The sequence below is a fragment of the Candidatus Aegiribacteria sp. genome, assembly GCA_021108005.1.
Taxonomy (GTDB): domain Bacteria; phylum Fermentibacterota; class Fermentibacteria; order Fermentibacterales; family JCC-6; genus Aegiribacteria.
This window is the reverse complement of the sequence record JAIORS010000229.1, coordinates 1-24741: the sequence shown is the minus strand read 5'-3', so window position 1 is coordinate 24741 and position 24741 is coordinate 1. Positions and strand designations below refer to the sequence as shown.

The 24741-nt window shown below is 46.4% G+C and carries 25 protein-coding genes; 6 read left to right on the top strand and 19 right to left on the bottom strand.

Annotated features, from left to right (window positions below):
- Window positions 1–2: 2 nt before the first annotated feature.
- From K8S15_14800 to K8S15_14760, 9 genes are all read right to left on the bottom strand, one after another.
- Window positions 3–647 (bottom strand): winged helix-turn-helix domain-containing protein, encoded by a 645-nt coding sequence (locus K8S15_14800; GenBank protein MCD4777302.1) that lies wholly within the window; start codon window positions 645–647, stop codon window positions 3–5.
- 53 nt (window positions 648–700) lie between these two features.
- Window positions 701–1903 carry a glycine C-acetyltransferase gene (kbl, locus tag K8S15_14795; protein ID MCD4777301.1) on the bottom strand — a complete coding sequence of 401 codons (1203 nt, stop codon included), beginning with the start codon at window positions 1901–1903 and terminating at the stop codon, window positions 701–703.
- 84 nt (window positions 1904–1987) lie between these two features.
- Entirely contained in the window at window positions 1988–2383 is a 396-nt protein-coding gene (locus tag K8S15_14790) for a DUF1232 domain-containing protein (GenBank protein ID MCD4777300.1), read from the bottom strand.
- A complete protein-coding gene (locus tag K8S15_14785; GenBank protein ID MCD4777299.1) occupies window positions 2380–2835 on the bottom strand; it encodes a hypothetical protein in 456 nt (151 codons plus the stop codon). Before K8S15_14785 ends, K8S15_14790 begins: the two co-directional genes overlap by 4 nt.
- A gap of 8 nt (window positions 2836–2843) precedes the next feature.
- Window positions 2844–3410, bottom strand: a complete 567-nt coding sequence (locus tag K8S15_14780; GenBank protein MCD4777298.1) for an MGMT family protein — start codon at window positions 3408–3410, stop codon at window positions 2844–2846.
- An 86-nt stretch (window positions 3411–3496) separates the two neighbouring features.
- On the bottom strand, window positions 3497–4243 hold the full coding sequence (locus K8S15_14775; protein ID MCD4777297.1) for a uracil-DNA glycosylase: 747 nt from the start codon (window positions 4241–4243) through the stop codon (window positions 3497–3499).
- Between the two features lie 106 nt (window positions 4244–4349).
- Window positions 4350–7586 (bottom strand): diguanylate cyclase, encoded by a 3237-nt coding sequence (locus tag K8S15_14770; protein MCD4777296.1) that lies wholly within the window; start codon window positions 7584–7586, stop codon window positions 4350–4352.
- Between the two features lie 90 nt (window positions 7587–7676).
- Window positions 7677–8201 carry a cyclic nucleotide-binding domain-containing protein gene (locus tag K8S15_14765; protein ID MCD4777295.1) on the bottom strand — a complete coding sequence of 175 codons (525 nt, stop codon included), beginning with the start codon at window positions 8199–8201 and terminating at the stop codon, window positions 7677–7679.
- 83 nt (window positions 8202–8284) lie between these two features.
- A complete protein-coding gene (locus K8S15_14760) occupies window positions 8285–8974 on the bottom strand; it encodes a DUF4388 domain-containing protein (protein MCD4777294.1) in 690 nt (229 codons plus the stop codon).
- 563 nt (window positions 8975–9537) lie between these two features.
- On the opposite strand from K8S15_14760, the gene K8S15_14755 reads away from it, so the two are divergent.
- A complete protein-coding gene (locus tag K8S15_14755; protein MCD4777293.1) occupies window positions 9538–9945 on the top strand; it encodes a hypothetical protein in 408 nt (135 codons plus the stop codon).
- A gap of 34 nt (window positions 9946–9979) precedes the next feature.
- Complete coding sequence (locus K8S15_14750) at window positions 9980–10891, top strand: hypothetical protein (GenBank protein MCD4777292.1); 912 nt, start codon at window positions 9980–9982, stop codon at window positions 10889–10891.
- Window positions 10892–11026: 135 nt separating this feature from the next.
- Here K8S15_14750 and K8S15_14745 read toward each other — a convergent pair whose 3' ends face one another.
- From K8S15_14745 to acpS, 5 genes are read right to left on the bottom strand one after another with little or no spacing between them, the layout of a single operon-like run.
- Window positions 11027–11590: an acetate uptake transporter gene (locus tag K8S15_14745; protein MCD4777291.1), complete on the bottom strand. Its 564-nt coding sequence runs from the start codon at window positions 11588–11590 to the stop codon at window positions 11027–11029.
- A 46-nt stretch (window positions 11591–11636) separates the two neighbouring features.
- Window positions 11637–12884, bottom strand: coding sequence for a glycine C-acetyltransferase (kbl, locus tag K8S15_14740; protein ID MCD4777290.1), 1248 nt, complete (start codon window positions 12882–12884; stop codon window positions 11637–11639).
- A gap of 16 nt (window positions 12885–12900) precedes the next feature.
- Window positions 12901–13149 carry an acyl carrier protein gene (locus K8S15_14735; GenBank protein ID MCD4777289.1) on the bottom strand — a complete coding sequence of 83 codons (249 nt, stop codon included), beginning with the start codon at window positions 13147–13149 and terminating at the stop codon, window positions 12901–12903.
- Window positions 13150–13168: 19 nt separating this feature from the next.
- Complete coding sequence (gene acsA / locus K8S15_14730) at window positions 13169–14950, bottom strand: acetate--CoA ligase (protein MCD4777288.1); 1782 nt, start codon at window positions 14948–14950, stop codon at window positions 13169–13171.
- On the bottom strand, window positions 14947–15318 hold the full coding sequence (gene acpS, locus K8S15_14725) for a holo-ACP synthase (protein MCD4777287.1): 372 nt from the start codon (window positions 15316–15318) through the stop codon (window positions 14947–14949). Before acpS ends, acsA begins: the two co-directional genes overlap by 4 nt.
- 136 nt (window positions 15319–15454) lie before the next feature.
- Between acpS and K8S15_14720 the strand changes: the two genes are divergently transcribed.
- Entirely contained in the window at window positions 15455–16828 is a 1374-nt protein-coding gene (locus K8S15_14720; protein MCD4777286.1) for a hypothetical protein, read from the top strand.
- A 73-nt stretch (window positions 16829–16901) separates the two neighbouring features.
- Window positions 16902–18110, top strand: a complete 1209-nt coding sequence (locus tag K8S15_14715) for a HAMP domain-containing histidine kinase (protein MCD4777285.1) — start codon at window positions 16902–16904, stop codon at window positions 18108–18110.
- 79 nt (window positions 18111–18189) lie between these two features.
- Here K8S15_14715 and hypE read toward each other — a convergent pair whose 3' ends face one another.
- Genes hypE through hypF form a run of 4 tightly spaced genes read right to left on the bottom strand, consistent with a single transcriptional unit; the run spans window position 18190 to window position 22936 of the window.
- Window positions 18190–19245 (bottom strand): hydrogenase expression/formation protein HypE, encoded by a 1056-nt coding sequence (gene hypE / locus K8S15_14710; protein MCD4777284.1) that lies wholly within the window; start codon window positions 19243–19245, stop codon window positions 18190–18192.
- Window positions 19238–20338 carry a hydrogenase formation protein HypD gene (gene hypD, locus K8S15_14705; protein ID MCD4777283.1) on the bottom strand — a complete coding sequence of 367 codons (1101 nt, stop codon included), beginning with the start codon at window positions 20336–20338 and terminating at the stop codon, window positions 19238–19240. The genes hypE and hypD overlap by 8 nt, the downstream gene beginning before the upstream one ends.
- Window positions 20335–20631 carry a HypC/HybG/HupF family hydrogenase formation chaperone gene (locus K8S15_14700; protein MCD4777282.1) on the bottom strand — a complete coding sequence of 99 codons (297 nt, stop codon included), beginning with the start codon at window positions 20629–20631 and terminating at the stop codon, window positions 20335–20337. Before K8S15_14700 ends, hypD begins: the two co-directional genes overlap by 4 nt.
- Window positions 20632–20644: 13 nt before the next feature.
- Window positions 20645–22936 carry a carbamoyltransferase HypF gene (gene hypF, locus K8S15_14695; GenBank protein MCD4777281.1) on the bottom strand — a complete coding sequence of 764 codons (2292 nt, stop codon included), beginning with the start codon at window positions 22934–22936 and terminating at the stop codon, window positions 20645–20647.
- Between the two features lie 96 nt (window positions 22937–23032).
- Here hypF and K8S15_14690 point away from each other — a divergent pair, with 96 nt between their 5' ends.
- Entirely contained in the window at window positions 23033–23380 is a 348-nt protein-coding gene (locus tag K8S15_14690; protein MCD4777280.1) for a hydrogenase maturation nickel metallochaperone HypA, read from the top strand.
- A gap of 1 nt (window position 23381) precedes the next feature.
- Window positions 23382–24047, top strand: coding sequence for a hydrogenase nickel incorporation protein HypB (gene hypB / locus K8S15_14685; GenBank protein MCD4777279.1), 666 nt, complete (start codon window positions 23382–23384; stop codon window positions 24045–24047).
- Between the two features lie 397 nt (window positions 24048–24444).
- Here the strand turns inward: hypB and K8S15_14680 are convergent, their stop codons facing one another.
- Window positions 24445–24657, bottom strand: a complete 213-nt coding sequence (locus tag K8S15_14680; GenBank protein ID MCD4777278.1) for a hypothetical protein — start codon at window positions 24655–24657, stop codon at window positions 24445–24447.
- Window positions 24658–24741: the final 84 nt, after the last annotated feature.

Sequence of the window (24741 nt, the reverse complement as noted above, 5' to 3'; positions counted from 1 at the left end):
CATTACCAGCTGAAATCCGTTCCCGAGAACAGATCGGGTTCACTGATGACGCTTTCCTTCCGAATTTGCTCAGGCTCGAGATCCTTCTCAGTTCCCGCAAGCAATGTCCATGTCCCATTCAATATCCACTGCGCCTCAGTTCTGCTTCTGATGTATTCTTTCAGCTCGTAAGTTCTTACTATCATCAATTCGATTTTCCTGCCGATAAGCAGTTCTATTCTTTTGATTTCCTTGAGGAATTCTTCACAGGAATCATCGCATGACACCAGCAGTTTCAGTGAAGGTGAGTACTCCCCTTCTTGCGGTGAGTACATAGCAGCGGTTTTAATAAACGTCGCATGATCACTGACCGCAAGAGATAGCATATCCTCATAATCCACAAGTTTAACAAGGAGTTTCTGCATCTCATCGGTAATGGGACAGCTTTCCGAAAGGCTGAAAAGAACCTTCATGCCTGATTTTTCTCTTGTAATAATCCCGGATTCAACAAGGTTGGAAAGCTCCCGCTGAACCCCTCCCCTTCCCGTTCGGAGAATATCCACAAGTTCAAGCAGAAAAAACGATCTCCCCGGATTCAGAAAGAAGAGTTGGAGAAGTTCACGTCGTATCCTGCCGAACAACGATTCGTCAATAGATTTTGTACTCATATAGGGTATCTGTAATACAGAGCACCCTATGTCAAGTGGGACAAATACTTAGGCTACAGTACTTCAAGTTTTCTACCGACATCCCTGAACGCTTCAACACAGATATCAACCTGTTCTGTTGTATGGGCCGCCGACAGTTGAACCCTTATCCTGGATTCCCCCTTTGGAACAACTGGATAGAAGAATCCTATCGCGTATATCCCTTTTCGAAGCAGTTCATCCGCGAATTTCTGGGCAAGCGCCGCATCATCAGGCAGATGGCCGAAAAGCACAGGTACTATAGGATGATCACTTTTAATAATCCTGAATCCCGCTTCGGTCATCTTCTTTCTGAAGCGTCTCTGGTTATCCCTGAGTTTGTCTCTTTCTTCGCTTGATTTCTCGATCAGGTCAATGACGGCAAGGGTTGTCCCTGCAACTACAGGGGCGAGTGTATTTGAGAAAAGGTACGGTCTGGATCGCTGCCGGAGCATCTCTATTACCTCCGATGGTCCGGAAGTGAACCCGCCTGAGGCACCACCAAGAGCCTTTCCGAAGGTCGATGTCACGATATCCACCCTCTCCATAACTCCATGGTATTCAATACTGCCTCTTCCCGAATCACCTATGAATCCAGTTGCATGTGAGTCATCGACAATAAGAAGTGCTCCGTATTTTTCCGCGAGATCGCATATGCCCGGTAGAGGAGCTATTTCCCCGTCCATGGAGAAGACGCCGTCAGTAACGATGGCTTTAATCCTGGCCCTGCGGGCGTGAACAAGCACCGCTTCAAGATCTTCAAGATCGGCATGGCTGTAGCGATACCTTTTTGCCTTACAGAGCCTTACACCATCGATGATTGAAGCATGGTTCAACTGGTCGGAGATAATGGCGTCAGCATCCGTCAGCAGAGGTTCAAAAAGCCCTCCGTTGGCATCAAAGCAGCTCGAATAGAGTATTGTATCATCCTTGAGGAGGAAATCCGCTATCTTCTTTTCCAGTTCTTTATGAATATCCTGCGTACCACATATGAAGCGAACCGATGAAAGACCAAAGCCACGCTCCTCAAGTATCTCGCAGGCCTTCTCAACCAACCTCTGATCGCCTGAAAGCCCAAGGTAGTTATTTGCGCAGAAATTCAGGACTTCTCCCGAATTCTGAACTCCTACTTCCGTTCCCTGCCTTGTGGTAATGATCCGTTCCCTCTTGAAAGTACCGTTCTCCGCGGTCTTTTCAAGCTTCGATATCAGTGCCTCACGAAAGCTGTCAGTATACATATTCCAGTAACCTTTCAATATCAATTTTCACAAACTGTAACCGAAGAATGGAATATAGTATTATGTCAAGTGTTAGAAGGCGAGCTACTGCTTTGCTTTCCATTCCCTGTACTTCACAAGATCCTGCTCTACCAGAAGAAGACAAACACTTACAACGGCTGCATCATCCACAAACCCGATTACAGGGATAAAATCTGGAATAAGGTCAACGGGATTAATCACATAGATTAGCGCAGCTACTACCGCGGCAATTGTCCAGTAGGGGATTGACCTGTAGTTACCGTTAGCGTAATCCTTCACGAGGGAGATCATCAGCTTCACATCGTCTATGAATCTCTTAAGCGGTCCCTTCGTTCTGAATTTGCCTTCTATTTCCTCAGCCTTCTTCACCACCTTTGTAACGTCTTCATCACTAACGTTCCTGGCACCCTTCTCAAGAGCTCCCCTTGCTTCTTCCTCGGAGATATTCCTCCTGGTCATTTTACTTCTCCAATTCCGGTTATATCTACTAAGATCTCTGTTACCTGTACCCAGGCATTCTTCTTCGCATTCAAAATGATTTTGGCGGCGAACTGCAGCATAAGATCATTTACGGTTTTCCTGAACTCCTCAGAATGAATTTTCTGCTCGGTCATTTCTCTGAGTTTTCCGATCGCTGAATCCAGTTGCTTTTGAAGCCAGAACCAGAAGGATTTCGATTCAAGGTAAGCAAGGAGTTTTTCACTGGCAGCATCAACGCCTTTGGTTTTCACCCAGTTATCAAGCCTCCGCTTCTGTTCTTCGAAGAGGACAGAAAAACGTTCCCTTACAGCATGATCGTCACCCATTGATGAAAGTGAAATGTTATTCTCTTTAATAAGGTTCATTACATCCCGGAAGAAAGAGGGTTCCTTTACCTTATTCCGAAGCTCTTCAGAAACAGCTGCTGACAATTGCATAATCATCCTGGAGATTTAGATCTTTCTTCGAGCACCTTACCTGATGCGCTGAAGGATATTCCCTCCATTTCAAGCAGTGCGCGTTTCATGGTCGAGCCACCCTGATAGTTTCCGACTCTGCCGTCTGCCCTTATCGTTCTATGGCACGGAATCACCAGGGGGAACGGATTTGTGGCCAGCGCGTTACCTGCTGCTCTCGCGCTGCTCGGTATGCCCAGCTTCAGTGCAAGCTGGCTGTAGCTGAGTACTACTCCTCCTGGAATCTTCCTCTCCTCCATTAGCACTTTTCGCTGAAAGCCGGAGCATACTCTGAAGTCGAGGATATCTTCATTGAAATCCGGTACATGTCCTGACAGCATGATTATTATTTCATCGGCAAGCCGCTTTATGGCATGATTTGCAGAAGGCAATACTCCAGGAAAATTAGCTGAAGCAAACGCTGAGGCTGATTTGTTTTCACCGCTGAGAAAGATCCTTCTTACTGTTGTTCTGCTGCCGGTCTCATTCCATACAATGCATACTTCGTTGAATTGAGTCCGCAGACTGTAATTAAATAGGGACGGAGGCATTTTATTCATGATTAGCTAATAATACGTATCTAATGAAAGATATTTGTGTATTTTATTCACCATTTTAGTTTAAAAAGCCTCCGTCCCTATTTTTTCATAATCGATCCGTCGGGTAACATCTCGTCCGGATGATACTCGCCATTTTCCTCTTTCCAGTACCTTACACAGCTTTCCCAGTCTCCTTTGCAGTAGTATGCTGTCCACTTCTTCTCTATCATTCCATTATCACTGAAATATTTCATGGGACAGACATCGAACCACTTACATCTTCTTGATAGAACATACAGCTTGCGGTAGTGCTTTTCCATACCGGTTTCTAAGGCGGGATGATAGAGTATCACAGCGGTATGGCCCATTGGATACAGGTTCACGGAGCCTGCGTGGAAGAGTTTTCCGAAGATTTCCGGAACATCCACTTTTGATTCGGGAAAATCAATACCGTACTTCCCGAAAATGTATCTTGCAGCATAATAACCCATGGTCGCGATTACCGACGGATTCACCAGTTCAATTTCTTTTTCAAGGTATCTGCAGCAAAGGTCTATTTCAACCTTCTTCGGTTTCCTATTACCCGGAAGGTTGCATTTAACAAGATTGGTCATGTAAATATCTTTTTTTTTGATTCCACCCTTCGCAAGAAAACGATTGAGGATATGACCGGATGGACCGATAAACATCCTGTTTTTAATATCCTCATGCTCTCCTGGAGCCTGTGCAACAAGCATCAGATGTGCTTGCGGACTGCCTTCCCCACAGATAACGTTGCTTCGCGTAAGGGATAATTTGCACTCTTTGCACTGTCTCAGCTGCCGGTTCAGTTTCTCAAGGGTCAAACTTTAACCTGACCAGTCGTTTACCAGGCCGAAGTCGAAAGTCATTCAAAAACCTTCCTGATTGAACAGGGCTTGCCTTCTGAATCACAGAATCTCTGAGGATGTTTCATCGGTCTGTACTGAAAATGAACCCGTCGGGGGGGAATGGAAGACCACTGTTCCGGCAAGTATCGATGAACTCAGCTATTTCCCGTCTTGTCATCATGCTGTTCCTTATAGAGTAGGGCCTAACACGCTGGAGTTCTTTCGCCAATTTCTCAGAACCTTCTCTTAGAGCCAAAAACATATCTTCGTTCCTGTCAAGTTTTCGAAGGGCAGTTGCAAGTGCTGAATAGTATGTCGCAATATCAACTTCGGAGTGTTCATCCGAAGAATCAATAACCGTTCTGAAATGTGTAACTGCAGTATCCAGAGATTCTCTATCCGAATCCCCGCGGGAGATCCGCAGAAGTCCCCTCAGATACAGTGTTTCCATCTCAGTTGAAGGATTGCTCGTTTCGATATCGATTGAATCCAGTATCTCCTGCGCCTTTTCGAATTCATCCATCCGCACGAAGATGTTGGTTATTAAAAGATCACATTTGGTCCCCATCTGATTGCACCGCAGCTTTTCGAATATCTCAGAAGCCTCCTCCAGACAAAACCTGGATTTTTCCAGTTGACTCTCCAGCCAGTAAAGGTTGCCAAGACCGAATTTTCCATACCCATTTCCAAGTTCATTTTTAATTATATCGTTGATTTCCATGTATTTATCGTAGTATTCCATTGCAAGGTCAAGCATATTTATTTCCATATAGTATCCAGCGATATTGTAGTACCCTATTGCCAGGCCCATCTTGTCATCCAGTTTCATATTCATCCGGATAACCTCTTCCAGTGTACTGAGACTCCTGCTGTAATTTCCCTGGTGGGAATAGATCTCGTGCATATTATTCAGTACTGTTGCCTGACCCGGCATGTCATCGATTTCTTCGAATATCTTCATTGCGTTTTCATAAAGTTCCAGAGCCTCATCCTCTGAACCCAGTTCCGAGATAACGTCGGCTTTCCTTGTGCAGTACAGGGCGAAGATATCCTCAGGTATTTCAGCATCGTTCTCACCCATAATATTTTCAGTCCTGTCAAGACACGAAAAGGCTTTATCGTAGTTCCCCTGAAGCCTGTGCACAAAAGATGTTTCTAAAAGTGTCTCAATCAGTGTTCTGAAAACTATTGGATCTGCTGAATCGTCTTCCATGCACATCTTTACTGCATTATCGTAGTTCTCAAGAGTCTCCGGATAGAGGCTTCTGTTAAGATTATTCCTTCCAAGCCTTAAATGAACAGCCGCAAGCTCTTTGGGGCTTGAAGACAGTTCCAGAGCCTTCTTCAGATAATTGTCCGCCTTTTCAACCTCACCGGTAATCGAATACAAAGATCCCAGATTAATCTGGACGGAGAAAATGCTGGCATGTTCCGAATCAACAGGAGTCCTGTCCAGATAGATCGCGTACCAATGTATAGCATCTCCGTTTGCTCCAGTGTTTAAGGCCTGATTTGCCGCGAGTAGAGCGTACCTGGCAGCATGACTATTGTCCTGGCTTCTGGAATAGTGATACGCAACGGCAGTAAGAAGTTCCTTTCTACCCTTCTCGTAAAATCCTTCAAAATAGGCTGCCATTCTCTGGTGGTAGGTTCCTTTCAGTGATCCTGGGAGGTCTGAGGATAAGTAATATCGTACAGCACCGTTTGTGAATCTGAAACTTATGTTATTCCTTCCATCGCTGATCTCTTCAATAATCCCGGCTTTTATGCACTCATCCAGTCTTCGGGCAAGTTCCACCCTGTCGCGGCCTGTCATGCCCTCAAGAAGTGAAAGGTTGAACTGATCAGGCGTAAGGGATACGATTTTTAGCAATTCACCGGCTTCAGTGCTTATGTTTGAGAGTTTCATCGTAATGATCTGTCCAATACTGTCAGGCACTTCAACATCGTCGGGCAGGTTATAGTTTTTTTCTCCTGATTTGCTGCAGGAAATGTACCCCGAATCCACGCATGATGTCAGCAGTTCGCGAAGAAACAGCGGGTTTCCTCCGGATTGAGCTATCAGGAATTCCTGTACATCTTGTGGTATGTTTGGATCCTTCAGCGCGAAGAGTATCATGTTCCGTGTTTCTTCAGTGGTCATTTTACTAATCTCAAGGCTCAGAAGTGGCAGGGAAGATTTTATTGACGAGAGTTTCTTAAATATATCCTCAGAGGTTTCATCCCTTCGCATAATGCATAGATAGAGAATATTAGCCTCCGGGGTATTCCTCGCTACAAAGGAAAGTATTGCCAGATCAGGCTCTGCGATCCATTGCAGATTATCCAGAATCAGTGTAATTGGATGAATCGTGGACAGGACCGCAAAAAGAACTGAAATATCCCTGAATATCCTGAATCTGAGCCTTTCTTCGCGGAAGTAAATAGTATCGTCCATGACGGAGGCCTGAAGCTCGGGAAAAAGGTCGAGCGTAGCCGGGTGAACGGGTTCAACAGCCATACGTACAGTAGTTAACTCGCTGTCGCTAAGACCGGACAGCACTTCCCTGAGTGGATCTATCAGAAGGGAAAATGACTGATATTGTGTATGCTCCATTACCGAGTTCTTCACGACAACTGATTTCATGAAATCACAGTAATTCAGCAGTTCATCCACCAGTCTTGTTTTACCTACACCGGCCTCTCCGGAAACAATTGCAAATCTGCTGGAATCGGTCACGGATTCCTCGAGCAGCTGCCTGAGTTTCTGAATCTCCGGTCTCCGCCCCACAAGATGTGAAAAGTTGATTTCCGGAATATCGTTTTCGGTCAAATCCTCAGTGAAGAAAAAGAACCTGCCCCTGCCAGTTTCCTTGGCCTTGTAAAGAGCTTTATCGGCACGTGATACGATATCCGTAATGGAGACGTCGGTAGTTCTGCTATGGCTTACTCCTATGGAAACACTGACATGAATACCTGATTTAAATGAAATACGCTTTATTTCGAAGATCAGACGCTGGGCCAAATCCAATGCCCCCTCTTCCCCTGTGTCGGGAAGAACTACAATGAATTCATCACCGCCGAATCTTACTGCTGTGTCTGATTCCTTCAGATTGACCTGTACGGTGAGTGCTGTCTGCCTTAAAACCTTGTCCCCGGTCAAATGTCCATAGATATCGTTTATAAGCTTGAAGTGATCAACATCAAGCATGAGAAGCGACCACTCAACCTCCCTGCGGATATACGTCTCATTAATGGTATCGAGATAAGATCTGTTGTTAAGACCTGTCAGGGCGTCAATCCCCATACTGCTGAAACTGCCGGTAACATCTCTGTTCATAATGATTACTTACTAATCGAGGTTTTTCCAGATGTCCAGTACAGTGTACCTAACCCTATCCGGTTCAGCGGTTCAGAAAATACGCTGATACTAACTCTCTTCTGAATCTTCGTTGCCCAGCTTGTGTATCGTGCTTTTCAGCTCCCTTATCAGCCTCCGGATTTCATACCTCTGTCTTAGTTCGCTGTCGTCTGATAAAAGGCTGAGGGTTGCATCAGCATGCTTAAGCCTGTCCGAGAGCATTCCCGCAAGAGTGCATGTAACCCGTATTGCCAGATCAGGATTCGTCTCGTGCAGTTTCTTGAAAGTTTCCCTGCTTATGGAGAGAATCTCACCGGGAGCAACACAGGTTACGCTGGCCGATCTAATTCCGCTTCTGAAGAATGCCATTTCACCGAAGACATCACCTGCAGACAGAGCTGCGAGTACAAATTCTTCACCCATTGAATCGCTCACCACGAATCGACCACTTCTTATGATATACAGATCGTTACTGAATGAACCCTGATCGATTATTATTTCCTGCTCTTCAGTACTGTGAGTACTGCAGGCATCAACAAAGCTCTTTTCTTCAAGAAATTCCACAGGCGTAAAAATGCTATCATCATAATCCATTTAACGGTCCTTTCGTGTAAGGTATTCTCAAGTTGTTCAAACACAATTTTGTAAGATTCTTTCTTCCGTATCCTCTATCTTCGTTACACTCCTCTTAGTTCACATACTATTTCAAAGAGAACCATAGACAATTTGTCAAATTTGATTTCGGGTCCGGTAGATATAACTACGGTTTCTGTTTCATCAATTCCTTCTATCGCAATTGAGATATCAGACGCTTCTATCAATGCTTTTCCTGTAACCTTTCCTGGATAGCTACTAATAAAGCTGGTCACAGATTCCATGAATGGCTCAATTTCCTGAAGACAACTCCTCTCGAAATTCGATCTGGCCAGGAGCTGCCCGGCATTAGAGAATATGCCAATGTACTGGATATCTATAGCTGATTTCAGAAGACCATCGAGTTTTTTTGATAGTTCAGTATCGAATTCTGCAGAACCGATATCCTCCTCATCCTGATTCCTCTTTTTGTCGTCTCTCTCTCTAAGAGCCCAGATCAGAATATTGTGAAGATCATCATGGATGGTTGTTTCTTCCGGTTCCATTCCAGTCTCGAAAGTAAACCGTCCTTCATTCCAATCGACTGTATCCACAAGAACATACTTACCGGTCTTCTTACCATACCTGGCATGTACAAGCTCGCCCTTCCGATAGTAGAAGTCAGCCTTGCCATCAATGGATATCACTGTAAGCATACCTGTCTTCCCGCTGGAATTCGGAAACTGGAGCAGTGAAACCAAACCTATATCGCTAAGTGTACCGTTAATGGTCATAAAAGAAATACGTTCCTTTCCGTATCAGCTTATTCGAATACGCTTCATACTCTCCGTACTTACAACCAGCAGCGCTTTCATCACTTCCTTGCCTTCTAATTTCAACGGATCCAGTAACCGGAATTTCGCTGTTTCAAGTTCTCTTTCTATTTGAATAACCGTGATGAGAGTGCGCCTTCAGCAACCATTCATATACTAACAGTATATATTCATAATTGTCGATAGACAATTGTCCAGTGCTTTCCATGCTTGAATATCATGCCTGCGGACTTCCGTACAGCATAACAATGAACATATTCTGTAATTTTCTCAGTGAAACAGTCTTCGAAACGGCCTTTTTCAACCCCGTAAAAGGTAAACAAGCACAATTAATAAAGGATGTTTTACTATTATATATACATGCTGCAGCGAATTTTATGAAAACATCCCAATCCTCTGCTCTTGCCTGCTTACGATACAAAGCTATAATCTTTACGATTGGTACCTGCGTACCTGGTTTGTAAATTGTCACCGAGAACTGCGGAATGGAGTCTATTGTGATTGTTATACTACTCACCTCACTTCTGTTTTCTTCCACTGGACCGGGGCATTTTGAACTTGGCGTAATAGTTGGAGAGCCTACAGGCATCAGCGTAAAAATGTGGTTTGACCGGAATGCCGCCTTTGACGGAGCTGTATCCTGGTCGCTGAAAGACAAAGATGAAGACCTTCATCTGCACGCTGATTTTCTTTGGCACAATTACAGCCTTATCGATGATCCCAGCGGGCTGCTACCGGTTTATTACGGCATTGGCGGAAGAATTATTCTAGCTAACGATACAAGGCTTGGAGCCAGAGTGCCGCTGGGTATCTCCTGGCTGCTTGGCGGAGCACCATTGGATCTGTTTATAGAAGCAGCGGTTATACTGGATATAATCCCGGAGACTGAATTCGATATGAACGGCGGAATAGGGATCAGATTCATTTTCTGATATAGAACACTCATTCGGAAAGCCGCAAGTTATCATGAAGTCAGGAAATAACGGTCTTGTAAGAGATGCCGACTCAGGCGACATGTTTGAGCTTCTCCTGGTAATCGCGGTTGCCACCATTCTTATTAACCGAGCCTTCCTTGCCTTAACCGGTTATCCACAAATCGCATTCGGTTCACTCCATATCGCCCATATGCTATGGGGAGGCCTTCTCATGCTGGTTTCCCTGGTGTTGCTTTTCCACTTCTGGAATCCTTCGATACGGCGTCTTGCTGCTTTCATCAGCGGGATTGGTTTTGGACTGTTCATCGATGAACTGGGCAAGTTTGTAACCAGCGATAACGATTACTTCTTCAAACCGACCATAGCAATAATCTATGTGATTTTCGTTGCTATGTATCTTATCTTCAATAGACTGGTGGAACTTCACCCTCTTTCACAGCGGGAGATCACGGTGAACGAAACTATCAGAAATGAACTGGAAAGCAATTACGAATCCCGCTGGCTGAGAAGCTACGATTATGTGAAAAAACGGTCTGAAGCTTTTCTGATGCGCATCCTGGCCATTCCCAGAATAATCCCCGGTGTAATGATCCTTTTCGTATTCACAAGCCTTTGCCAGTTCGCTGCTATACTGGGCTGGATAAACCCCGGGTGGATTCCAACAAGAAACGTATCCGGATTATCGCTTGTCGGAGTTTTCTCCAGCAGTGTGCTGGTGCTTACCGGGCTTCTGGTGCTGAAATCCTCCAGAAACAAGGCTGTCCACTGGTTCAAACGAGCAATCCTGGTGAATATATTCGTGACGCAGGTATTCCTGTTCTACCAGTCCCAGCTTACAGCGATATGGGGACTGATCATTAACCTTCTTGTCTACGCATGCATCGATTATTACCTTCGACATCATCCCGATGAAACAGGAGTTCATTCTATCCAGCCCGGCTAAGCTCCTCCACCGATATCGAGATGAGTGACGAGAATTCCTTCCTTAAATACATAGTCAGCATTGATCCGCGTTAACATCATCAATGTACAAAGCAGGGGGCGCGTAAACGCCCCCTGCGCACCATGCGACCTTTTTTCAGTCTCTGGGGCAGATGGGAAGAACAGTTCTGCCCCTGGCTTCATTAATAACACCGGCTGCCGCAAGATATATGGCGGACAGTCCGCATACTATACCCTCTATTCCGGTCATGACATTGAACCATAGCGGCATTTCGAACCAGTGACCCATTGCAAGAAGCCAGAAGAGAACGGTTAAACTGAGGAAAACGAACTGCAGTGAACGATTCGTTTTCCAGGTGGCAATCCACATGAAAAACGTGAAAAGCCCCCACATGAAAAGGTACCATCCCAGAAATACCGCATCGAAGTCGAACCACTTATATCTGGCCCCTAGTAGAATGAAAACCAGAGACAGCCAGAATAGTCCGAAGCTTGTGAACGCGGTCGTGCCGAATGTGTTACCCTTCCTGAATTCCATTATCCCTGCAATTACCTGCGCCAGGCCGCCGTAGAAAATACCCATGGCAAGTATCATGATATCGTTACCAAAAAATCCGGCGTTGTGCATATTCAGAAGGACGGTTGTCATCCCGAAACCCATTAGCCCCAGGGGGGCCGGATTGGCAAGAGTATCTTTCATTCATTCTCCTTTTCTTCGGGAAACCATCGACATGCCAGGTTATTCCCTAATTGCCGTATTTCTCGATTATCTCTTTCTTGCCAAGACCGAGTATTCCGTACTTCTCCCCAACCTTCTTGAAAGCCTCAACACACTTATCGAGGTGTTCCTTTTCATGGGCGGCTGAAAGCTGGACGCGAATCCTCGCTTTTCCCGCGGGGACTACAGGGAAACAGAATCCTATCACATAAATACCTTCTGCGTACATATCCCTGGCCATATCGTTAGCCAGCTTTGCGTTGTACAGCATCACGGGAACTATTGGAGTAACGCCGGGACGCATGTTCAGGCCAGCCTCTTCCATCTTCTCACGGAAGTACTTCGTATTCCATTCAAGCTTGTCACGGCGTTCAGTGTTACTCGATATGAGATCAATTACTTTGATCGATCCGTTAACGATAGGGGGCGCGAGGGAATTACTGAACAGGTACGGTCTTGCCTTCTGGCGGCAGAGTTCAATTAGCTCGCTCCGACCGGATACGCAACCTCCGGAAGCTCCTCCAAGTCCCTTTCCGAATGTAGTTGTGATAATATCAATACTATCGATCACGTCGTAATACTCGTGTGTTCCCCTGCCGGTCTTTCCTATGAAACCCGATGCATGGGAGTCATCGACCAGAAGCATAGCATCGTAACGGTTGCAAAGCGCGACCATTTCATCAAGTGGAGCGAGATCGCCATCCATCGAAAACACACCGTCGGTCACAACCAGTCTGGTTCTTTTATCCTGATGCAGCTTAAGCTTCTTTTCAAGATGCTTCATATCCATATGTTTGAATGTATCGTACTCGGCCGAACATAGACGTATACCGTCAACAAGTGATGCATGGATGAGCCTGTCGGCTATGATCACGTCTTCCTGGCCAAGTATCGCCTCAAAAACACCCGAATTCGCATCCATGCATGAGGGAAACAGAAGGGTATCCTCCATCCCCAGGAAGGCTGATACCTTGTCCTGGAGTTCTCTGTGTATGTCCTGCGTGCCGCATATGAACCTTACGGAACTCATGCCGTAACCACGGGCATCGAGGCCTTCGTGGGCCGCCTTGATTACATCGGGGTGACTTGAAAGGCCCAGGTAATTATTCGCGCAGAAATTGAGAACTTTCTTGTGGGCTGCGCCCTCGGGATACTCAACTTCAATTTCCGCGTCCTGCTCTGAGCAGATGAACCTTTTTTCTTTGAAGAGACCATCTTCCTTGATTTTCTCTATTTCATCTGTAAACAGGCCTCTAGTACTGTCTGAAAACGCCATACTGTTCTACCCCCGATTATCCCAGATGTTTATTAACCAGTATACAAATTGAGTTCACCGTATCGAAAGCCTCCGGTGAAGCTTCTTCATCGGGAAGTTTGATACTGTATTTATTCTCAAGGAATCTTTTAAGGGAAACCATTGAAAAACTGTCTACGATTCCTGATGAGATCAGCGGAGAATCAAAGGAAACCTCATCATCTTCATCTTCATCAAGGTACTCATCTACTATGTACTCAAGTACTGCTTCCTTCATCTTATCCATTCCAGCTCCTTTCGTAGAATTATTCATCGGAAAGTGTTGACATATCGCCAACATCTTCTCCCCATTCAATTGCTTTAAGATATCTTCTGACAATCTTGCCTGAACGCGTTTTAGGAAGCTTGTCCATGTACTCGATCTCCTGTGGCATTGCCAGAGGAGAAAGCCTTTTTCTGATAAAATTCATAATGTTCAGTTCAAGGTCATTCGAGGGCTCGTAACCTGGTTTCAGCGTAACGAACGCCTTTACAACTTCCATATTAACTTCGTCCGGTTTGCCCACCGCGGCAGCCTCGGCTATGGCTTCATGCTCAACAAGGGCTGACTCTATCTCGAAGGGGCCAACAAGATGGCCTCCGGTATTTATCACATCATCGTCTCTACCCACGAACCAGTAGTATCCATCCTTGTCGATACTGGCCCTGTCGCCTGAAACGTACCAGAGGTCGGGATTTGTTCTGAGTTCATCAGGCATGTCGTCCTCGGAAGCCCCTACGAACTTGCTTCTGTATATATCCGGCTTCTTCCAGTACTGTCTGAACATTGACGGCCATCCGGGACGGAAAGCTATCAGTCCCACCTTTCCAGGTTCATCGATGGGAACATGGGTGGCAAGGTCCAGTACAGCGGCCTCTATACCCGGAAAAGGCATACCCATTGAGCCCGGCCGTATCTCCATTCCAGGATAGTTAGTTATCATCATCGAGCCGGTTTCCGTCTGCCAGAAGGTATCATGGAATTTCAAACCGTCGAATACTTCCCCGCTCCATATGACCGCCTCAGCGTTCAGAGGCTCACCAACTGAAGCAAGGTGACGGAGTGATGAATGATCGAAGGTCCCTACAATCTCATCACCATCTTTCATAAGTGCCCTTATGGCGGTGGGGGCAGAGTACCATACGGATATTTTATTGTCCTGTATAAATTTATACCATCTTGAAGATGTAAATCCTGAGTCCAGAACACACTGCGTGGCACCAAGAGCCCAGGGTCCTATGATGCCGTAGCTGGTTCCTGTAACCCATCCGGGATCCGCTGTGCACCAGTAGATATCATCATCCTGAAGGTCAAGCACCCAGCTGGTTGTAAGCGCCTGTCCCCATACTGAATTGTGAACATGAAGTGCGCCTTTCGGCTGACCGGTCGTTCCGGAAGTATAATGAAGAACGGAAGGCGTTTCAGGCCCGGACTTGTAAACATCGAATTCCTCTACCCTGGGGCTGTTCTCCACATCGAAGAAAATTTCGTCTTCCTTTAATTTGTCGGGATTGCCCTCTACGACTATTATCTTCTTCAGAGCTGGGAGTCTGTCCTTTATTTTCCGAACTTTCTTCACATGCTTGCGGGTTGTGAGAATTGCCTTTGTTTCTGCGCTGGCAAGTCTTACTTCAAGAGATTCATCGCCGAATGCCGAGAAAAGCGGCTGCGCTATTGCCCCCAGTTTAAGAATACCCAGGAAGGAGAAATAGAGACTCGGGATCTTGTCCATGAATATGCAAACCCTGTCTCCTGGTTCAATCCCCTCATCCTTCAGGAACTTCGCGAATGCGTTTGAAAAGACCCTCAAGTCATCGAAAGTGTACTTCGCTTTCTTATCCCCGAAGCCTTCCCATATGAGTGCTGTTTTATCTCCGTCACCTCTGCTGCAGATTCTGTCGGAACAGATAGCTCCAATATTCAGGAGTTCTCCATCCTTCCAGTCAAGGACATCCTTTGAGATATCCCAGTTAAAACTCTCTTTCCTCTTTTCATAGGATCCGATATTGCTCAAGTGGTCTCCTCCAATCCTCTGGTTCTCCGTCAGCTTTCCATTGTAACAACGGCTATGGCGTTCTCACCTGAATGGCTGATGGAAAGATGAACCTGTTTTACGTGCTTATTCCTTGCATGTTCCAGTGCCTTACCGCTTAACTGAACGGATACAGCACCGGTTTCTTCTTTAATTATCTCGACATCTTTCCAGCGCAATCCGTGGGAAAGGCCAACGCCAAGTGCTTTGAAGGAAGCTTCCTTGGCTGCGAATCTAGCCGCATAGCTTTCCCATGGGCGAGCTCTGGATGAGCAGTATTCAATTTCTCCGGGAAGGAACAGTTCGTTTACCATTCCAGCATCCAGACGGTTTCTGAAAACATCAATGTCAACGATGTCTATGCCAACCCCGATTATTCTCAAGTAATCAGTCTCCCGGGTAATTCAGTTACCTGTATAAATAGACAACATAATCTTAACATGACGAAGGGGCTGTGTCCACAGCACGGAGCTACTTTCCGCACTTGACGGAAAGCCCGATTCGGGTGATAGAATCGGTATGAAAAAGCCCATGAAGAAAAAGAAATCCGCTTTGCTCGCCGCTCCGCTTTTACTGATGGCGGCAGTAATTCTCCTGTTTCTACTGTTTGAATGCAATATCAACATTCCCCCAATGGATGATACCTATATACACCTGGTCTACGGACAAAGCCTCTTTTCTTCAGATCCCCTCAGCTTCAACGATTCTGAACCATCATCGGGGTTCACAAGCCCCCTATGGCTTCTTCCCTCTGCACTGGCCTCTATTGCAGGAACCACAGGAGCTCCAATCGTACTTATGGGGTTCTCCTTACTTGCTGCAGCTGCGGCTCTTCTTCTATTGCCTCCCATTACGGCTGTGCTCCTGCTTACAGCAGGGCCTTTCTTTTTCCATGCGTCCAGCGGGATGGAGACAGCTCTTTCATGCCTTGCTGTAATCGCTGTATGGAGATGTATAGTAAACGGATCTGGAATCACAGCAGCTTCTTTTGTTCTTGCTGGAGCCTTCCTTGTCAGGCCCGAACTGGCAGTTCTTGGAATACCCTTAGTTGTTTCCATGAAAAACATGACTCCGGGTAATATCGTGCGCCTTGCGGCACCTTCACTGATAGCTGGTCTTATCTGGATGCTTTGGAATATTCATTCAACGGGACTTCTTCTACCTTCAACATTCTACGCGAAACAACCCGTATCATGGTTCACCTCAGCATTTTCCGGACTGCCCGGTCTACTGAAAGGCCTTTTGATTACTTCACCCCTTCTGCTTTTTACGGCAGCTGCTTCAATTACCGGACTGCTTAAATGCAAAAAGGAAAAACGTCGCAGTGTGTCGATGGCACTTATTCCGCTGCTTCTTTTCGCTATATCAATTTATCTTCAGCCTAACAGTTTCTTCCAGATGAGATACCACGTTCCTTCTCTTACTGCCATAATTCTTGCTACAGGATACTGGCTCAGGGGGTTGAGACGCCGGAGACTGAACGCCTATATTCTTGCTGCTTCCATGCTGCCGGGTCTTATCATCTTCGCTGGAAGAAGAGCGGATGCTTCATTTGATGTCCATTCAATAGATGTCAGTCCTGCCCGATACCTTTCCAGCATAGCATCGACTGAACAAACGGTTGCAGCGGCGGATATTGGAGCGGTAAAGTGGATAACCGGTATGGAAATACTTGACCTCGACGGCCTGGTTACGGCGGAAAGATTGCCCGGTTCCGGCAGACAGGGCTGGCAATGGATATCGGTCAGAGCGGAATACCTCCTTGCCTTCCCAGACCAGTATTCAAGCCTGATATCGGAAGCCGGGGATTCACTGGAATTCCTTACAGGATTCGGAAGCGACAAAAACGTCATCTGCGGCGAGGACTCGGTTGCTTTGTGGCGAATCCTTTAGCTGGACAATTGCCCCTGTTTCAAACTATTTTATCTTGTTGTAAGATCAACCGATATTTGAGAATGGACAGGATATGACTGATAATAAAAACAGATCATTAAATCCGGGAATGATCAGTGAGAGTATTCCAAGTCCCACCAATAAATTCGTTATCATTTGTGTTCTCGTTCTTGCTTTCATTCTTCTCAGCATGTATTTCCATCTTGATCGCCACGAGGGAATCGGGTACTCACATTTTGCTTACATACCCATCATATTCGCAGGTTTCTGGTGGGGCAGGAAGGCTATATACGTTGCTATAATACTTGGGATGGATGTGCTTGGTTTCAGCATCTTTTCCAATTCCGCAAGCCCATTGTGGGCTGATAGTATTCGTGTTCTATCCTTTCTTATAGTTGCCTTCGTCATCGGAGAGCTTAGTAACGAACTGCTGAAGACGCACAGGGCATTGCGGGAGCGGGAGGATAGAGTTCGTAAAACCAATTCCTCACTCAGAGAATTCGCTAAACTCAGAAAGGCTTTCCTGCATATTGCCATACATGACATGAAATCCCCGGTTTCCGCTACAACTATGCTGCTGCACAGCCTTCAGACACTCCTCGACAGTTCTCTTACAGATGAGCAGGAGTACCTGATAAACAGAATGCATTCCAGACTCGATGAAGCAACATCCTTCCTGCATGATTTTCAGCTTTTCGCACAGCTGGAGGATCCTTCCCAGATAAGGAAGCAGGCCACGGAAATAAACCTTAACGATCTTATCAGTGATGTCGTCAATGTAAATCAGGATATAGCACACAACAAGAACCAAAAGCTGACATGTGATCTTGAAGAAAACCTCTCGACCGCCGGAGGCGTTGAGCGGCTCATCCGCGAAGTCATCTCGAATCTTGTAACCAATGCCATTAAATATACCCCTGAAAACGGAAATATAATCGTTCGAAGTATAACCATGGGCGACTGCGTGGTATCTGTGGAAGTTGAGGATGATGGCATAGGTATTTCCGAGAAGGATCAGAAAAAACTCTTCAAGGAATTCGTCAGGATCAAAGATAACAATGTCGCTGGCCAGAAAGTCGGTGGAATAGGCCTCGGGCTTTCGATAGTAAAAAGGATTATCAATATGCATGGTGGAAAAGCCTACGTTATCAGTGAACCCGGAAAGGGCAGTACATTCGGTATCCTTCTTCACTCCTGCCCAGGTGATAATGGACCATTAATCAGGCCGGCTCTCAGAGTTTCTGAGGAAAGTGTACCGGTGAAGGGGTATATCCCTGAATAGACTAGTACTCTGTACAGCATAAATAATCGCATTCTGCTAGTACACTAGCTCTTCCGAGCACCAGCTGTTAACTCAGCTATCAGCAGATTCTGGGCAGTTGTTCACCGCTCATCATATCGACAATTCTCTCTGATCCTATACTGCTGTTCATCAGTACATCAGCGTAGGTAGATTTTTCGACGTAACCTATTATCTCAGCCTGATGACCGCTTTCATGATGTCTCAGGATTTCCACTGCCTTTTTGCCGTTTTCCCGAGGGAGGATAACCACGAACTTGCCCTCGTTAGCTACGTAAATCGGATCAAAGCCCAGTATTTCACAGGCGCCCTGAACTTCATCGTGAACCGGAATAAGATTCTCTTCTAACCTGATTGAACAGTTGGTCATGGAAGCTATCTCGTTAAGTCCGCTTGCCAGGCCTCCTCTCGTAAGATCCCTCATGCAGTGTACATCCAGATCCGCGTCCAGCAGGTCTTCAACCATGGAATCAAGTGGAGCCAGATCGCTTCGGATTCCACTTTCCAGATGTATCCCTTCTCGAACGGCCAGAACAGCTATACCGTGCCTGCCTATATCACCGCTGAGAACCACCGCATCGCCTTTCCTTATCCTTGAAGGAGCGATCTCGATACCTGGACGGATGATACCGATTCCAGAGGTATTGATGTAAATACCGTCGCCCTTGCCATTGTCCACGACTTTCGTATCACCGGTGACTATTGAAATGCCAGTCTTTTTCGACGCTTCAGCCATCGAGACAACAACCCTCCAGAGGGTTTCCATGGAAAACCCTTCTTCGATGATGAAACTCGCACTGAGCCACCTGGGACGGGCTCCGCACATGGCAAGGTCGTTAACGGTTCCGTATACGGCAAGAGCGCCTATATCACCTCCGGGAAAGAATAAAGGCGTAATAACATGTGAATCCGTGGCGAAGGCCAATTTTCCCGCCTCTGTCGCAAGAACTGCTCCATCGTGTCTGGCTTCAAGAATGGGATTCGAGAAAGCCTTCAGTATGACCCTGTCGATAAGATCGTTCATCAACCTTCCTCCACCGCCATGCGCCATGGTCACCTCAGGGTAATCGGCAAGTGGAATAGGGCATGTCATTTGTGAAATATCGCGGTTATTCATCGGGTTTCCTTACACATCTGTAGCGGTAATATGCAGCACAGGCTCCCTCTGAGGAAACCATCGGTGCTCCAAGAGGATGCTCCGGTGTACATTCCGTTCCAAACGCAGAACATTCATGTGGCTTCTTATTTCCTCTAAGAACTTCTCCAGAAATACAGATTTCCGGTTCCTCGACTTCATAGCTGCTGACTTTGAACTTCCTGCCGGCATCGAACTTCGAAAAGCTGTCTCTGAGGCTGAGGCCGCTGTCCTGGATTCCCCCTATTCCCCTCCATTTCCGGTCTGCTATTTCGAAAACTCTTCGCATCAGTTCAATAGCAGCCGGATTGCCTTCTCGGGAAACAGCCCTGAGGTACTGATTCTCGACTTCCGTTCTGCCCTGTTCAAGCTGTTGCAGACACATGTAAATGCCTTCAAGAATATCAAGGGGTTCAAAACCTGTAACGACAATTGGAACACTATACTTCTCAGCAACAGGTTCGTATTCGGTATAGCCCATTACGGCACATACATGCCCGGCCGCAAGAAAGCCCTGGACAACGCAGTCAGGGCTGGAAAGAATGGTTTCAATCGCTGGAGGAACCAGAACATGAGACACAAGCATCGAGAAGTTACCGAGTCCGAGACGTTCAGCCTGAAGCACTGCGGCGGCAGTTACGGGAGCGGTGGTCTCGAAACCCACAGCGAAGAAAACAACTTCTCTTTCCGGATTACCGGCAGCTATCTGTACCGCGTCAATCGGAGAATACACCATTCGGACATCTCCACCTGATGCTTTAGCTCCAAGAAGATCACCAGAGCTGCCCGGAACCCGCAGCATATCACCGAACGAACAGAAGATAACGTTTTCAAGGCTGGCGATCAAAACAGCTTGATCAATCAGCTCTACTGGAGTTACACACACGGGGCACCCTGGACCGTGGATAAGAGTTACAGTATCCGGAAGAAGCTGATCTATACCGTACTTGACAATGGAATGAGTCTGCCCGCCGCAGACTTCCATTATGCTCCATTTTTGGGTTACAAGCTGTTTTATAAGATCAGCGTACTTAAGAGCGGTGTCCCTGTCGCGGTATTCAGATACGTACTTCAACGTGTCTCAATCTTTTCTGTTTGATCGAATGTGTCTTTCCCATCGTCAAGTTCTTCCCGTCCGAATTCGGATATCTGCCTCAGGTAATCGAAAACTTCAAAAGCCTCCTCCTCTTTGAGCTTGTTAAGAGCAAAGCCAGCATGGACAATCACCCAATCACCAACCTTTGCATTCCGGACACCGGCAAGGCAGACTTCTCTCAGTACACCTCCGAAATTCACCATGCCGGTTACGAAAACAGGATCATCACTTCCCGATATCTTCTCGATCTTTCCGGGAACTCCCAGGCACATCAGTATACCCCCATCATTCCTTTGATTTCATAAATATAGCTGCCACTACTTGACCAGGCGCGATACCTCCATCGTTAGCGGGAAGGCTTCTGTGAATAACCGGTTCATAACCTAGATTTTCGAGTAAATTCAAAACTCTCCGCAGAAGGTAAACGTTCTGAAAGCAGCCTCCACTGAAGACGACCTTCTTCTCTCCAACCCTATGCGCTACCGCAACGATTCCGGCAGCAAGGGCATTATGAAATTTAGCCGAAATGATACCGTTGCTCATCCCTTCCGCAACATCCATGATAACACCTTTGATAAGGGGAGCCCAGTCGAGTACGATAGGTTCTCCAGTAGCCTGAATCATGTCAACAGAATAAAATTCCTCAGTCTTGACACCCCCTATCGCGTGCTCAAGAGCCATCGCCGCCTGCCCCTCGAACTCAATAGTCTGATAAAGATCGAGGATCGAGGCAACTGCATCGAACAGCCTTCCAGCACTTGAAGTAAGGGGAGAATTCACCTCCGACGCCAGCATCTGCCTTATTACATCGGTCTCTTTTGTGGAAAATGTACCAGCCGGAAGGTACTTCACCGGATCATTGTATAGCCTTGAAAGAAGCCCCAGTGCTGATCTTCTTGGTTCCCGTGCGGCTTTATCTCCGCCAGGCAGCGGAAACCGTTTCAGGTGAGCTATCCTTTTCACAGTACCGTCCGTGATGTGGAAGAACTCGCCACCCCATACTGTTCCATCCGGGCCGTATCCGGTTCCATCCCAGGAAACACCAAGCAGAGGGGGTACGATTCCCCTGTCCAGCATGCACGAGAACACATGGGCAATATGATGCTGAACCGGAATACCCCTGAGTTGTGATTCTCTTGCCCGTACAGATGAGATATAGTCCGGGTGCATATCGTAGGCGATAGTATCGGGATGAGCATCGTACAGATCTTCTATACTGTTCCAGACTTCACCGAAAGCCCTTATGGCCTGCGGTGATTCCAGATCCCCTATGTGCTGACTGGTAAATACGTTCCTTCCGATTGACAGGGCCAGTGTATTCTTCAGATGCCCTCCTGTGGCAATAACTGATGCAGATTCATCGTATTCCATTCTCAAAGGCAATGGTGCGTAACCTCTCGCCCTCCGCAGTACCATTTCCCTGTTGTTGAAAATTCTGACAATAGAATCATCGACATGCCGGGCTATCGGTCGGTTATGAACAAGAAAAATATCCGCAACGCCTGATAGCCTCTCAATAGCCTCTTTTTCATCGATGCAGATCGGTTCATCGCTCAGATTTCCGCTTGTGGCTATTACAGGTTCTCCTATCTCCATCATTAGAAGAATATGAAGAGGAGTATACGGCAGCATTATTCCGTATTCAGGATTGGAAGGTGAAACCAGTTCCGAGATATGTACTGCTCCACTCCCATTATCGAGCTTTCTTAGAAGAACTATCGGCGAGCTGGATGATTCAAGGATATCTCTTTCAACCGTTGATACATGGCAGACTTCTGAAATCATCGGGAATGATGGAAACATCATGGCCAGGGGCTTCATCTTCCTTCCCTTGCGGGAACGGAGTGTTTGAACAGTTTTATCGGATCGGGCAAGTGCCATAAGATGAAAGCCGCCAAGCCCCTTTACCGCCAGTATTCTGCCTTCAAGTATCTCCTCCGCGGTTCTTCTGAGGGCATCGTCCCGCTCCGCTATAACAGCTCCAGAGGAATCCCACAATTCCAGATGGGGGCCGCATTCAGGGCAGGCATTGGGCTGAGCATGAAATCTTCGGTCAAGCGGGTTCTCATACTCCTCCATGCATTCACCGCACATCCTGAATCCGGACATCGTGGTTGAAGGTCTGTCGTACGGAATTGAATTGATGATCGAATACCTGGGGCCGCAGTTCGTACAGTTTGTGAAAGGATATCTGTAACGTCTATTATCCGGGTCAAGTATCTCAAGGGTGCACTCACTGCAGATTGCAAGATCCGGAAGTACGAAAGCTTCCCTCCTTCCCCCGCTGCTACTTCGTATTTCGAAGTTGGTATATCCGACTATTTCAAGATACTCACTGCGTATATCCTGCACGATGGATACGGGCGGTTTTTCTTTCAGTATCGCTTCAGCAAACCTCTTGAGAACCTCAGTATTTCCCTCAACCTCTACCTCTACACCCTTTGAGGTGTTGGACACCCAGCCCTGAAGGTTAAATCGATGGGCAAGACGGTATACAAAGGGCCTGAAACCCACTCCCTGAACCGCTCCTTTAATTTCAAGCCGTAAACGCTGCATCTGTATCTTCCGGGATAAAATTGCCTGTTATTGACATACGAAATACAGGTTATATTCTACCACTCTGAATGCTTTTTTACCACACAGGTTCCATATTTTATGAACGGTGGATTATCGATGCATGAAATTTCTCTTGCCTACGACATGACCAGAATAATCGGCAACACTCTGGGTAGAAAAGTACCCCTGGACCGTGTTAATATTACAGTCGGACCCCTTTCGGGAATCTCCCCCGAATCTTTGAAGTTCTGCTTCACTGAGATCGCGAAAATGGAGGGATTCGGAGAACCGGAACTGGTGATAAACCTTACCGAAGCGAAGCTCGTCTGTCTTGAATGCAGTACAGAATACCAGGCAAAGGATTTTTATGAGGGCTGTCCGAAATGCGGGTCGATCAGCAGGAATATCCTCTCAGGAAGGGAATTCACCGTGGACAGCGTAGAAATTGATGAAGGAGATAATTAGTATGTGCGATGACGCATCCGAAAAAATAGTGAACATAGGAACACCTGTAATGAATAAGAACGACCGCTTCGCTGCTGCAAACCGGAAACTCCTCAGCGACAAAGGTATCTATACATTGAATCTTATAAGTTCTCCAGGAGCGGGTAAAACTACAGTACTGGAATCCATGGCGCGTTTTTTCGGTTCCAGAATGGCTGTAATAGAAGGTGATGTGCAAACAAGAAGAGACGCTGAAAGAATTGAGAGGGCCGGATGCCAGGCATGGCAGATAGAAACGGGCGGCGCCTGCCATCTTGACGCTCAGGCTGTTAATCACGCATTGGGACATATGGATCTTGAGCATTCAGAACTTGAATTACTGGCAATTGAAAATGTAGGCAACCTTATCTGCCCAAGCGGTTACGACCTTGGTGAAGATATGCGAATCGGTCTTTTATCCGTTCCCGAAGGCGACGATAAGATACTCAAGTACCCCAGCCTTTTCAGCAGTGTCAACGTATTTCTGATTAACAAGACGGATCTCATCTCCTACCTTGATTTCGACGTAAACCGCGCAATTGAGGAGTGCAGAAGCCTTAGTCCCGACGTTGAGGTTTTCACAATTTCCGCCAGAACTGGCGAAGGCATGGAGGAATTCTGCGAATTCGTGGAATCCAGTTTCAGTTAACATCCTTTACCGGATAAGAAAAAATCATATATCTTCGAACGGGCTGATTACGCATGATATTGAATTATTGAAAACAATCACATTGGCATGTTTTAGCTCTTAAGAATATTCATTACAGACTTGAGCACATTCTGAAAAGCAACTTTTTTTAGCTTGCCGACTTGCATGCTAATCAGAGTTGTGTTTGCAGTAAACAATTTCCCTGGGCGAGCATAACTAACGCGTTACAATGATCCAGACTGAAAATCGATCTCGCTTAACTGAACTGCATGAGAATCAGAGTAGGGATTACTCGTAATCTGGCACAGTATCCAATCTCCACGTTCTGCTGATGCCAGAACAACAGCTGGCCGTAACTTGTTTTTGGATAAATCCGAAAATGGGAAAGTAACAAGAACTATCGAACCTGCTGCAAGTGCGACCATGCCTCTTCCTCCTCCGGCCGGTTCCAGTCTTCTCCGAGTGCAACCTCGCTGAGAATGGCGGTTTCTGGAATATTAGGCTCATCAATGATCGTCACTATTGCTCTGCAAGCATGTGACAGGTGAATGCTTTCCCTAATGTGTACTTTTCCATCAACTTCGATTGTGGCTTCAACAGACCTTAGCATTTTTTCACCTCCATTACTTGTATACTACGAAACTACGTAACACTCTGCAAATCTTGTGACTTCTTAGGAGTTCTAAGTAAAATG